The organism is Thermodesulfobacteriota bacterium, from assembly GCA_035559815.1.
Lineage (GTDB): Bacteria > Desulfobacterota_D > UBA1144 > Nemesobacterales > CSP1-2 > DATMAT01.
The window spans coordinates 13,510-27,001 of the sequence record DATMAT010000055.1; the positions used below are offsets into that span (position 1 = coordinate 13,510).

At 44.8% G+C, this 13,492-nt stretch carries 9 protein-coding genes; 8 read left to right on the forward strand and 1 reads right to left on the reverse strand.

The window, feature by feature from the left end; translation table 11 throughout:
• Window positions 1-70: 70 nt before the first annotated feature.
• Window positions 71-1,516 (reverse strand): radical SAM protein, encoded by a 1,446-nt coding sequence (locus VNN20_13880; protein ID HWP93279.1) that lies wholly within the window; start codon window positions 1,514-1,516, stop codon window positions 71-73.
• Window positions 1,517-1,813: 297 nt separating this feature from the next.
• On the opposite strand from VNN20_13880, the gene VNN20_13885 reads away from it, so the two are divergent.
• The 8 genes from VNN20_13885 (at window position 1,814) to VNN20_13920 (ending at window position 13,049) form a co-directional block, all read left to right on the forward strand.
• Window positions 1,814-3,787, forward strand: a complete 1,974-nt coding sequence (locus tag VNN20_13885) for a radical SAM protein (protein HWP93280.1) — start codon at window positions 1,814-1,816, stop codon at window positions 3,785-3,787.
• A 251-nt stretch (window positions 3,788-4,038) separates the two neighbouring features.
• Window positions 4,039-5,199: a glycosyltransferase family 2 protein gene (locus tag VNN20_13890; GenBank protein ID HWP93281.1), complete on the forward strand. Its 1,161-nt coding sequence runs from the start codon at window positions 4,039-4,041 to the stop codon at window positions 5,197-5,199.
• Between the two features lie 133 nt (window positions 5,200-5,332).
• On the forward strand, window positions 5,333-6,427 hold the full coding sequence (locus tag VNN20_13895; GenBank protein ID HWP93282.1) for a radical SAM protein: 1,095 nt from the start codon (window positions 5,333-5,335) through the stop codon (window positions 6,425-6,427).
• A 75-nt stretch (window positions 6,428-6,502) separates the two neighbouring features.
• Complete coding sequence (locus VNN20_13900; protein HWP93283.1) at window positions 6,503-6,853, forward strand: hypothetical protein; 351 nt, start codon at window positions 6,503-6,505, stop codon at window positions 6,851-6,853.
• 380 nt (window positions 6,854-7,233) lie between these two features.
• Window positions 7,234-9,777, forward strand: a complete 2,544-nt coding sequence (locus VNN20_13905) for an AMP-binding protein (GenBank protein HWP93284.1) — start codon at window positions 7,234-7,236, stop codon at window positions 9,775-9,777.
• Window positions 9,778-10,056: 279 nt separating this feature from the next.
• A complete protein-coding gene (locus VNN20_13910) occupies window positions 10,057-11,028 on the forward strand; it encodes a diacylglycerol kinase family protein (protein HWP93285.1) in 972 nt (323 codons plus the stop codon).
• A gap of 192 nt (window positions 11,029-11,220) precedes the next feature.
• Window positions 11,221-12,597, forward strand: coding sequence for a chromate efflux transporter (gene chrA / locus VNN20_13915; protein HWP93286.1), 1,377 nt, complete (start codon window positions 11,221-11,223; stop codon window positions 12,595-12,597).
• Window positions 12,598-12,797: 200 nt separating this feature from the next.
• Window positions 12,798-13,049, forward strand: a complete 252-nt coding sequence (locus VNN20_13920; protein HWP93287.1) for a hypothetical protein — start codon at window positions 12,798-12,800, stop codon at window positions 13,047-13,049.
• Window positions 13,050-13,492: the final 443 nt, after the last annotated feature.

Sequence of the window (13,492 nt, forward strand, 5' to 3'; positions counted from 1 at the left end):
AGCTTGTATTGGTAATATTTACCTTAGGAAACCTGTAAGCAAGAAGCTCGTGAAACGCAAGGTATACTGTTTAATTGAGGAATCGGAATCTACTGTCTGGTTGTTTATAATGTTCAAGTGCCCTATGAGCTTTAAGGTAACTCTCCGGGTTTCGCATCATATTCATTAAACGAAAGACTTTAAATGCTATTCCGATGTTCATGCCCCTCAGGTTTTTGAGTAGTCTTAGGATAAACCTGGGTCCAAATTTTGCGTTTAAGTGCCCGAGATTATAAAGGTCTGCAAACCGCACATAAAAGCGCTCAAGAGGGAGTCTGGTGGGAAGAATACAGTGTAAAAGATCATACATTAGGTAATTACTTGTAGTAAGTTCAGATTTTCTGCTTTCATAGACTTCAGTTCCGGGAAGAGGGGTAAGTATAGTATAGCTAGGGGCTATTAGCTCATTCACGATTGCATACTCCTTTAGGCGATCAAAGTCCTCTTCAGTAAACATGGGATCGACAATAAACGTTGCAACCGGTTTTATTCCCATAGACTTTAGAATCTCCAAGGCTTTGTCATTTGTGGACGCTTTTGTGCGTTTGTTCACAGATTTAAGACCCTCGTCGTCAATCTTCTCTACCCCTACAAACACATTCTTAAGTCCAACTTCCCTCCAGAGTTTTATTAAGTCTACATTCCTTACGATTAAATCCGCCCTGGTCTCGCAGGTGTAGGCCTTTTTTACTTTGTTCTCTTTGAGTAGGATTGCGAGTTTTTCCGCTTCCTTGCGGTTTATGAAGGCTATATCATCCGTAAGAAATATTTCTTTCTCCTCTGTTCCCACTATCTCCTCTAATGCCTTCTCGGGGGATTTTACTCTTGCTTTTCTGTTGAAGAAAACCCAAACACTGCAGAAATTACAGTCGAAAGGACATCCACGGCTAGTCTCCATCGCAGCCATCGGGGCATCAAACCCCATATGATATCTTTTCCTTAGATGCTTTGTCAGATGCCTTGCCGGGGGTGGAAATGCATTAATGTCACGCACCAACTCACGTGGCGTAAAGCCTTCACCCCCGATATGGTCATGGGTCATGACACCTTTGACTGCACCAGGATCTTCGCCCTTTTCCAGCTGGTTGATAAGCTCCGCCCCCACATCCTCTCCTTCTCCAATTACAATAGCGTCAACTGAATGAGTTAGAAGGTCATAGGGAAGTAAAGAGGCATGATGTCCACCCACAAAAACAAAATTATCCTTATTACGACTCTTTACATAGTCCGCTATCTTGAGAGTTGGATAAACATCGGTGGTAAAAGAGCAACTTATGCCGGTAGCATGAGGAGAAAACTTCCTAAGTTCTTCGCTAAGCCTTGACGGTTTTTCTAACTTGAGGTCTATTATACGAACCTCATGGCCATTAAGTATCATGAGGGAGGCTATTGATTCCAGGCCGAGAGGCTCCGTCGTAACGATCTTGCTTATTCCAAAACTCGTTCCCTGTTCTGGTTGAATCAGGAGAACCCTCATAGCCTTGGATTATATAAGCTTCGGTTCCGGAGATCAAGAAGGAATTATGATAATAGGTTTTGGTAAAAGAGATCGCTCTGGAACTTTCTTTGTTTCGTTTGTATCTAAAAAGATGGCGGTTTTTATTCCTAACTCAAAAACCAAGAAGGGAGTTAAGTAGCCATACCTCTAGGAGCGGTCTCATCATCTAGGGTTGTGGTCTTTTGTTAATTCTATTCACTCCAGTTAGAAAGTACTTGAAATCACTATAACGAATTTGGTACAATCCAATTAAATCCTTAAAAAGGAGGAAAAGCCATGGAGATGGTTAGACTGTTAGAAAAAACTTTAAGTAAGACGTCTGACTTAACATGGAAGGGGTTAGGAGTAATAAATGATATTATTCCTTCAAAGCCTTTTCAACCTCACTGGGCACATGCTCCTTTTCCCAAGTCGAGTATGAGGACAAAACCTCCGCTTGGCTTGCCAAGAGAGACCGATTCGTTATGTCCCGGTTGTGTTAAGGAAGTGAGAGAGGACATAGCAAACGATCGAAAGGACTGGCGAGATATAATAAAAGAAAACCCGGGCATGATCAGGGCTCGTCTTTACCATGAGGATGGCCGGGTTTTAATGGAGAAGACATGCGAAAAACACGGGCGTTATGAAGACTTAATCTCCATAGACCCGGAATTCTTCCTGCATATAGAATCCCTTTTTATGGGTGATGACCCTCAAATTCCTGAGAATATACTCGGTAGCCTACGTTCTCATGGCGCTTCGACAATCAAGTACAGCCGGGGAGCGTGTATGATAGTTGACCTCACCAATCGCTGCAACATGATGTGTCGACCATGCTTTATGGATGCGAATCAGGTGGGCTATGTCCACGAGCTGGACATGGAAGACGTAAGGAAGATTCTTACCGATGCGGCCAACTTTAAGCCAAGGCGGCAGACTGCGGTTATGTTCTCCGGAGGAGAACCGACTCTCTCTCCTATATTTCTTGATGCTTGCCGGTTAGCAAAGGAGCTAGGGTTTTTCTCGATACAAGCGGCCTCAAACGGACTCAGGTTTGCACTAGAGCCTGAGTATGCATATAAGGCAAAAGAGGCTGGCTTAAGAATTGTTTACCTTCAGTTTGACGGTATAGGAAATAAGGCTCATGCTCATAGAAGGATAGCCAATCTCTACGATGTAAAACAAAGGATAATAGAGAATCTGCACAATGCTGGGATTAACGTAATGCTTGTTCCCACTATAGTAAACACTATAAACAACGACCAGGTAGTGCCAATAGTTGATTTTTCGGTCGACAATGTCGGAAAAGTAGCTGGGATTGCGTTCCAACCCGTATCGTTTACCGGCCGGGATGATGATATACCGGAAGACCAGAGAAGAAGGGAGAGATACACAACCTCACATCTAGCCCATGACATTGCAAAGTGGAGAGACGGACTCATAGACCCGATGAGAGATTGGTTCCCGCTTTCGGCGCTTTCACCTTTCGCCGATGCCGTCGATATGACAAGAGGATTAGAGGAGTCTTGGGGCTCGATGAAATGCGGATGTCATCCAAACTGTGGAGCGGGTTTTGTGCTCTTAGTTAACCGGAGAACCAAGGAGGTAGTGCCTGTAACGAAGATAATTAACCTCAAGCAGTTGCTTAGGGATATGCGAGTAATCACCGATCATTATCGAGGCCGGAAGTGGGCCATGGCAGAGATGGCTCTTTCCTTCATGAGAAACTACAATCCGAAAGAAGCGCCAAAGGGTATTGACCTTCCCACACTAGTTAATCTTTTCCTTGACCAATCTGGGGCTAAGAATTTTGGAATACCTGTCTCTCCTGACAGATATGACTGGAGTGTTCAGTTTATTGCGGCAATGTGGTTCCAGGATGTATATAATTACGATTTTAGAAGAACCGAGAGGTGTGTGATACCCTACGGGACACAACTTGGGGAAATATCCTTTTGCGCCTATAACACCGGGATTGGTTGGAGATGGATTGTGGAGAAAGAATTCAGGACAGCTACTATTAGGGATTGGTACAAGGAGCACGGAAGGCATCCGATTTATGCAAGCAAGAAGCCAAAGCCACTTCATCTTCCGGATGGCTCACAGGCTGTCCCTGTAAAGATGGTAGGGGATATTCGTGAGAAATCTAACGGTAACGGAAGTAAAGGTAATGGAAGTCACTCGACTGAACTTCAAGATACAGAACATCAAGCAATTCCGGTAAAAATGTTAGGAGATATCCGCAAGAAATCTAAAGAACTTACCATATGATTCGGTCCTGTCCCATTCCTCTAGAAGTAATATCCTTAAGTTAAGCAAGGCGGTCATTGCGAGCGGCTGATAAGAAGGACTCCCCACAATGACCGCTCACCCCCTAACTTGGTGGTGTTGTCCTGCGGGAGGAGGAGCAAGGTAATGAGAGTACAAAGTGGAGTAAGTGTGGGCAAAAGATAAAGGAATTATCCCATAGGTACACCCTCACGAAGATAGTATAAGGCAAGAATATATTTCTTGTAAGAGATATGCCCTTACTGATAATAGTTAGCATATTTGCAATTTTCCTAACTATTTTTCTGTTAAACCTCTTAAAAGTTATTACTCACTATGAAGAAATTCCAGTTGTAGAAGATATAGAAGGATATACCCCACTTGTTTCTATCGTTGTGCCTATGCGAAATGAAGAAAAGAACGCAAGGCGATGTATCCAGAGTTTACTTTCTCAAAGGTATCCAAATTTTGAGATTATAGCTGTAGACGATAAGTCAAAAGATAATACTATTAACATACTTAAGGAGCTTGCTTCTGAATACTCCTGCTTGGATGTAATAGAAGGTGCTTCCACCCCAGAAGGTTGGGTTGGGAAAAACCACGCTCTATGGCAGGGCATAAAACAGGCAAAAGGAGACTGGTATCTTTTTGTCGATGCGGATACTGCTTCCGAGCCTTACATGCTTACTTCAGTCATAAGATACGCTGAAAATGATAAAGTAGATATGCTCTCGATTTCTCCTTTTCAGATATTGGAAACATTCTGGGAAAAAGTAGTACAGCCAGTTATTTTTTCATCCATTTATCAAGCATTTCCTCAAGAGAAAATTAATGATCCCAAGAGTAAAAAGGCTGCAGCTATTGGTCAGTTCATATTAATAAGACGTTCGGTGTACGAGGCAGTAGGCGGACACTCAGCAATAAGGAATAAGATTGTTGAAGATTTTGCCTTAGCAAATCTGGTAAAGGGTTCAGGCTATAAGCTTCGTGTATTGAGGGGGATAAAGCTCGTAAGAACCAGGATGTACACGAATTTCAGTGAGATGTGGGAGGGGTGGACAAAAAATCTTTTCATTGGACTTGGTAGAAGATGGAGAAATCTCGTGTATTTTGTAGTTTTGCTCCTTGCCTGGGGGATCATACCACCGGTCCTTGTTACCTGGTCTCTGGTTAACTTGGCCTTTCAAAGATTCTATACTCCACTTTCATTCCTAATTCTGGTCGAAAGCATTTTTCTTCTCGTTTTGACCATTTACGTTGCCTGGCAGGCTACCCGGCTCTTTGCTATTTCTCGCTATTACTCCTTTACTTTTCCCCTAGGTATAGCCGTCTACATCGGTATAGTACTTTACTCTGCCTATAAAGTTGCAAGTGGTGAAGGGGTTACTTGGAAGGAGCGAGTATATAGACTCTAAAGAGAGGCTAAATTGTCTTTGTGATATAACCAACATGTGCTAAAATCAGGTAAACGACTATTATATACAGTGGACTATAGCGTTATTTGTGTTTTATCTTTCAAATCTTATAGTGGAGTTGGGGCTGGCAATAATGAAAAAGCTCATAAAAATCATAAAGCCTTCAAAGAAACTCTATACCGTGATATTCTTCGTCACTTCTCGCTGCAATGCCCTCTGTAGAACCTGTTTCTATTGGCAGGAGCTTAATCAAAAAGGGGATTTAACTTTTGATGAGATAAAGAGGTTGTCAGAGACGATGCCACCTTTTCATGACCTGCTTCTTAGCGGTGGTGAACCCTCTCTTAGGAGTGAACTCTCTCAGATAGTAAATCTCTTTTACAAAAATAATGGTATAAGAAGAATATACCTCCCCACAAATGGCCTTAAGCCGCGGCGTATAAAAGAACTCACAGAGATAATCCTCGAAGAAAATGAACTGCTCGAGGTCTATCTTAACAATTCAATTGACGGCCTTCCTGAGACAAATGATAAGATTCGTAGCGTTCCGGGAAACTTCAAGAAGTCCCTCGAGACTATAGGGCTTGCCCGGACTTTAAAGCCTAGATTCGGTGACAGGCTTCAGATAAACGTAAATTCGGTAATTTGTGCTGAAAATTGCCACGAGCTTGCTAGACTGGGCAATTTTTTCCTTGAAAATGAGGCCCTTGATTACCACTTTTTTCAGATAATCCGTGGGGACCCGCTGGATAAGAGCCTGAAAAAAGTGCCTGCTGAAGAATTAAGAAAGCTTTATAGAGAAGTAACCAAAATTCAGCAGGTATACGCTGCTAGAAAGGCGGAGAATCGCGGAGCAGTACAAGGGTGGGTGAGAAAATCGGCATATTCTGCTGTTCTTAATTTCCATCATCAAACCCAGTTTAATAACTATACGTATAATGCACCCTGGCCCATGCCTTGCACAGCCGGTGAAACGGCAATAGTTATTGATTACGACGGAAATATTAGAGCCTGCGAACTTCGTGGTTCTCTCGGCAATCTTAGAGATTATGGCTGCGACTTTCAAGCCTTCTGGAATTCTAAAATAAGAGAGGATGAGATAAACTCAATTGCGCAGGATAAATGTTTCTGCACACATGTTTGTTTTCTGCACGATAGCATGAGGTTTTCTGAGCGTGTGAAGTTTTGGGAAATTCCTAAAAGCTACCTTACCCGGCATTCCTGGTGAGTTTCTATAATGAGAAGATGTCCTTGATAAACATTTCTAGTTTCTTCAACAGAGAAACTAGATTTGAGGTGTGACATGAAAAATAAAAAGTTAACGGCCAATGATTTAGGTTTATTGTGGATATCGGCTAGGTTTGAGAAGATTTCAAATCAAGAAGATGAATATGATTTATTGCTGAAGCATTGTGAGGAAGCGCTTACAGACGGTATGAATCAGTATGTACACGCACGAGGGTGGGGGGATATTGTGACATTTGAAGATTTTAAAGGGACGGATGGAAACGTGCATAAGATAATGGTATGGACTTCTTGGGATACGACTGGGGGAAGGAATACTTGCATAATACTTTCTAATGAATATCAAGACGGTTTTGATCCAATTCCGATTGCTATTCCGAGCGGGCTTGTTGATAGGGAAGATACTTAAGAAAGAATATATTCTCTTTTAAAGGTAGGATCGTCTCCAAATTACCATCTCCTTGATAGGGATAACCTCACTGAATTTTTCCCCTTTAAAGGTCAGGATAAGCCCTTAACTTTCCTCCTCTTTTTAAGGGGGAGGATTTAGGAGGGGATGATATTGTAAATAACCAATTGCCAAAGGGCGATCACATGGATCGCCCCTATCTGATACCTAACATCTTGCATCTTGAATAAGCTCCGATTTAGAATGATAAACGGTTATAGTTATTTTGGACAGAGATGATATTAGCAGTGAACGGCAGTTTTTGATTTTTAGATGCCCAGTCGGCTCCGCCCCGGAGAGTCCACTCGAACCAGGTGATTTTATAGATATACTACTATAATATGTCAGATATACGCCGAGAGACGTTGCTTGATTTCTTTTATGACTTTGCCAACGTTCACGGGGATTCACTCATTTACGATAACGGTTATAGAACTCGGACCCATACTTATATCGAAATCGCCCGTGCGGCAGAGTTCTTTGCATCGCGACTTCGTGACGCTAATGCAAAAAAAGGTGACAAGGTCATTATCTGGAGTGAGAATCGGCCAGAATGGGTGGTTGCATTCTGGGGATGTCTTCTAATTGGCGCAGTCGTTGTGCCAATCGATTACCGGGCTTCATCAGATTTTCTACACAGGGTGCAGAAAATCGTCCAGGCCCGAATAATCCTGGTAGGAGATGAAATCTCAGTTCCATCGTTCGAAAACAGCATCCGGGTCTGGCGCTTGGCTGACCTTAGGTGTCCAGTTGAACCATCCCCCGATGTGCCGGACAATGGGCCTGATTATGCTAGCAAGAGTCTAATCAGGCGAGATGATGTAGCAGAGATAATCTTCACATCTGGAGCTACCGCAGAACCGAAGGGGGTTGTGATTACGCATCGTAATCTCCTTGCTAACCTCATACCTATCCAGCGTGAAGTGGCCAAGTATCGGAGATACCTCCGTCCTTTCCTTCCACTACGATTTCTCACTCTTCCTCCGCTCAGTCACCTCTTTGCGCAGGCTATGGCCGTATTTATCATACCGATGCTACCGGGCACGGTAGTCTTCATGCGTGGCTACAACCCGCAAGAGATCGCGCGGCAGGTCCGCAAGCGTCGGGTTTCCGTCGTGGTGTGTGTACCCAAAATTCTCGATATGCTACGTGGGTATGTTGTTCGTCTTGAGCCCAAGACAGCGCAGGGCCATGACAGAAAGCGACACATCGTCTTACGTTGGTTTGAGCACTGGAAGATCCACCGTTTATTTGGCTTAAAATTCTGGTGCTTCATAGTGGGGGCAGCTCCGCTCGATCCTGAGCTGGAAGAATTCTGGTCCGGCCTTGGCTTCCTAGTGGTTCAGGGGTATGGACTCACGGAAACGGCACCAATAGTCACTTTCAATCAACCGTTTGATATGCACAAGGGATCGGTTGGTAAGGTAATGCCGGGGACGGAGATAAAAATCGCACCCGACGGCGAGATTCTAGTGCGTGGAGAGAGTGTTACACCCGGCTACTTCCAGGCGGAGGCTGAGACTGCCCAGGTATTTGAGGATGGCTGGCTCCACACCGGTGATATTGGGGGTTTCGATGAACAAGGTCGTCTATACATCCGTGGGCGTAAGAAAGAGATGATAGTGACGCCGGAGGGGCTGAATGTATTTCCGGAGGATGTCGAGCGCGTCCTAGATTCGATTCCCGGTGTGCGAGAATCTGCTGTTGTTGGCGTGACCATCGAGGGCAAAGAACGTGTACACGCTGTGATCGTACCCGAGCGTATCGACCCAAGGGGCAAACCGGTGATTGACCCCAACGAAGTAATGCGTCAAGCAAATACTCGGCTTGCGGACCACCAGAAGATACGTGCTCTTACGGTATGGCCTAGTGATAAGCTACCGCGCACCGAGGGAACACAAAAGCTAAGACGGCGTGAAATCAAGGACTGGGTGGAGGAAGGCAAACCACCGCAGGCTGCTACCGTTGGAGATTCGATTGAATCGATTATCATGAAATTTACCGGTGGCCAGCCAGCCAGGCCGGATATGGCTATCGAGGAGATCGGTCTCAGTTCGCTAGAACGTTTGGAGCTTTTGATGGAGCTTGAGGAACGCTTTCAGACCAGTATAGACGAGTCAGCGTTTGCCCGGGCCCGTAATGTCGAAGATCTTCGTGCAATCGTTGAACGCCCGAGTTCTGAGCTGCCTGCTGAACCGATAGACCTTCCATCTTGGAGCCGTTACCGGATCGTACATGTGCTACGGCGGCTAAACTTGGCAACCTGGATTCTTCCTCTCTGCCGATTGTTCACTTGGATCCATGTTGAAGGACGTGAACATCTACAATCTCTGGAGAGGCCGGTGATCTTTGCTGCGAACCACCAGAGTGTTATGGATGCCCCTGCTATTTTAGCGGCGCTTCCCTCGCGCTGGCGTTATACCATAGCTCCGGCGATTTACAAGGAGTACTTCAATGCGTACTTTCTTCCCGGTCAATACACAAGATGGCAATGGCTTATCAAAGGCATTGAGTACTATCTGGTTACGTTCTTCTTCAACACCTTCCCATTGCCGCAACGTGAAGCTGGAGCACGCCAGGCGCTTCGCTATATCGGTGAGTTGGTTGACGAGGGTTTTTCAATCCTCATTTTCCCCGAGGGAGAACGCACTGAGCACGGTGAGATCAAACCCTTTCAGGCAGGCGTCGGTATGATTGCATCTCGACTCGCTCTCCCTGTTGTTCCTGTGTATTTGGAGGGGGTGGATCGCGTGCTTCACCATACATGGTGGATGCCTCGTCCTGGCCGTGTACGCGTAGTATTTGGTCCTCCGCTCCGCCTCGAGGGAGATGATTATCAGGCGCTGGCAAGACGGGTTGAGGAGGCAGTCAAGCAATTGGGGTAATGCTACTTTTCTGGTAAGCCTTCTTCAAACCCCATTTCTGAATCCCTTACGCTTATCCGAAACCGTCTCGCTTTTAGGTGGATGGATTAACGAAAAAGCCATAAAATGGGTACGGAGTTATGTTAAAACTGCTGCGTATAAAGGTTAGTTTATATTGATAAGACGTTCAGTATACGAGGTATCGGGCGAATATTCAGCGATAAAGATTGTAAGTTATGTAGAAATTACTGGGAAAGACCAGGTATATGGGCTTTAAGGGTCGGTTTAGATTAATCAAATATGAGACGCATCGGTGTTATATTCAACCCATTTGCATATATAAACAGGAAGGGGACAGAAAAACAACTCTACAGGATTAAAGAGGCCCTTGATGAAAGCGCATTGGTTTGCGTTACAAAGAATGAGGGCGACATACACTCAGCTCTGGAGGAGTTTTACAAGGAAGGTATAACGATACTCGGTATCAGCGGAGGGGACGGAACAATAAGTTCTGTTCTCACTTCCTATATAAACCTTTTTGACGATAGAGACTTACCATTAGTCGTTCCTCTAAAAGGAGGAACGATGAATATGATTATAGGCGATGCAGGACTTAGAGGTGACCAAATTAGTGTTTGTAAGGAATTGCTTCGATGTATAAAGAGCAAACGGCAAATCCCTACGATTGAACGAGGACTCATAAGGGTAATAGACCCGAGATATGAGTACAATAAATATGCCTTCACCTGGGTTGACGGTTTTCTCTATAGATTCACCAAATGGTACTACAGAGAAGGCGGAGGTGTAGGATTAGCGCTTAAATTGATTCTCAAAGCGGCTATTACGTCCTTCACAAACTCAACCCATGACCTCTTTGATGAGGTCGAGTCGAGGGTTTATCTAAACGATGAGAAAATCCCATTTGAAAGTCACCTTTTTATACTGGCAGCCTCGGTTAAAAGATTGGTTTTTGGTTTCAGGGTCTTCACAGATGAGTTAGTACCGGGAAAAAAATTCGGTATGCTCTATATAAGACTTCCATATTTTAGAAAAGCACTCTATCGCTTCCCAATAGCTTTATATAAGGGTCTTAAATCCGACGCTACGAGGAATTTCATGAATCAATCATTACAAAGCTTAACAGTAGAAGGAAACAGGGGATACATAATTGATGGAGAGGTTCATGACTCGGATAAAGCGATAGACATAAGGCTTGAAGCCGGCCCTAAGATAAGGATATTTTCACCTAAAGATGTTGCAGGCTTTGTCTAATTTTCTTAAAGATGGTGGAAAAGTAGTAGAAATTGGCTCGGTAATTCTGGATACGCTCTATGCCTATTTTTCAACCGCTAGGCAAAGGAGGAGATGATCAATATAAAAAAATGGAGGAACTTTTGACTCAGCTTTTTTATTCCTTGAACAGAAATTAGACATATGCCTCAAGATTCTGAAGACCGATTATTTATGACCGCCAATGCTCCTAAACACTCAGTCGCTTTTCGAGACGCTTTCTGGGTCTGGGTCAAAGTGGCTATATATAGTTTCGGAGGGCCGGCCGGCCAGATAGCGGTGATGCACCGTATCCTGGTGGAAGAGAAGCGCTGGGTCAGCGAAAACCGTTTTTTGCATGCGCTCAACTACTGCATGTTGCTTCCCGGCCCCGAGGCACAGCAACTAGCCACATATATAGGTTGGCTTTTGCACAAAACAATAGGAGGACTGGTTGCTGGAATTCTTTTTGTCCTGCCGGGTTTCATCTCCATATTGGTGCTAAGCATTTTCTACGCCGGATTCCAGGATACAACTTTGGTACGGGCGCTTTTCTTCGGCCTAAAGCCGGCGGTGATGGCCGTGGTGGTCGAAGCGGTGATTCGCATCGGTAAACGGGCGCTCAAGAATGAAGTGATGATTATTCTAGCCGGATTGGCTTTTGTGGCCATATTTTTCTTCGATGTTCCATTTCCCATCATAATCGTATCGGCGGGATTGATCGGTTTTATCGGAGGTAAACTTCGAGAGGACAAATTCTATGTGATTAAGGGACACGAATCTAAGAGCGGTGAAAGCGTCGGACAGGAAGGTTTTGTCATAACCGACGACGTGGCGAACCACACTCAACCCTCCCCATTGCGTGCTTTTCGGGTGGCAGTGATTTGCTTGCTTTTGTGGTTTGCCCCCTTGGCTCTCTTGATTTCAATTTATGGTAAGGACAGCGTATTCGTAACCGAGGGTGTTTTCTTCAGCAAGGCTGCCGTAGTCACGTTTGGCGGGGCTTATGCCGTGCTGGCTTACATTGCCCAAGAGGCGGTGAATACTTATGATTGGTTGGAACCAGGAGAGATGCTTGACGGACTGGGTATGGCGGAAACGACCCCGGGGCCATTGATCATGGTTGTGCAGTTCGTCGGTTTCATGGGAGCGTATAGACATCCGGGCACATTAGACCCTTTGATAGCCGGGGTGCTTGGCTCGGTCATCACAACCTGGGTGACTTTTGTCCCTTGTTTCCTTTGGATCTTCCTCGGCGCGCCTTATATCGAATATCTTCGCGGGAACAAATCGTTGAGCACGGCCCTGTCTGCCATCACTGCAGCAGTAGTAGGAGTTATCCTGAACCTGGCGGTATGGTTCTCGCTTCATACTCTCTTCAAGGTGGTAAACGAGATACATACACTGGGAATGCGCCTTCAGGTTCCGGTGTTGCATAGCATAGATTTAGTCTCTCTCTTGATTGCCATCGGGGCATTTGTGGCCATGTTCCACTACCGGCTGAGCATGATTCCCACCCTCACCGGCAGCGCATTTATCGGTCTTGTTTACTACCTGGTATTCAGGAGTTAGGGGTGAGAGGATTTATGTAGAGACGCAAAATTTTGCGTCTTTGTGTAATTCTAAAACACAATCAGACATGACCCAAAGAGAGTCATGAGTAGTGTACTTGCTGTGGCATTGTGAAAGATGAGTGTAAAAGGCTAAACTTTCATTTAATTCTCCCCGAAAATATAGTAAGCTCAGACCAATAACAAAAGGAGGTAATTAATATGCTATTCCTTATAACCCAAACGCATACACCTGAGCTTTGCCCGAAGCAGTCCGGAGGCTCAAAGACTCTTTACAACGCCAGCGCCGAGGGGGTTAGATTGAAAGCGATGTATGGGGCTTTTTCACAGCACGTGATTTACTATGTGGTCGAAGCCGAGAGCCTCCAAGCAGTTCACAAATTCCTCGACCCCGGCTTTATGCGCTGCACCTGTGTAATTACGCCGGTCAGCGAGGAGCCGATAGTGAAGTGAGAGAGTCACCAGAAATAATCGTCTTAATCACTATGCGCAAAAGATAGGAAGAACTGCCTTTATTGGTTTTTTCTCAATCAATTTGATCAGTGACAGGCTTAATTTGAATTATATTGTAGGGGCACGCCATGGCGTGTCTCTACAGGATTCCTGCTTTAGCAGTCGATGACACGAATGGAGGCCTGGTGGCTTCCGCTATGTAATTTGAGAATTTGCGCTCTGCCCATAAATCAAAGGAGGGAAAAATAATGCTTCATACTCGTCTTTGCCATTTTTTAGGAATTGATTTTTTATGGTGTTATGGGGGGTTTTTTCAATAGGTGTGTAAAAATCATTCAGGCGGCCTTCCTTTTTTGCTTTACTTTTACTTCTTCTACCATTATCCCATTAACAAATCTCTTCCCTGCATAAACTTCCGGTAACAACCAGTATCCCCGGAGTGC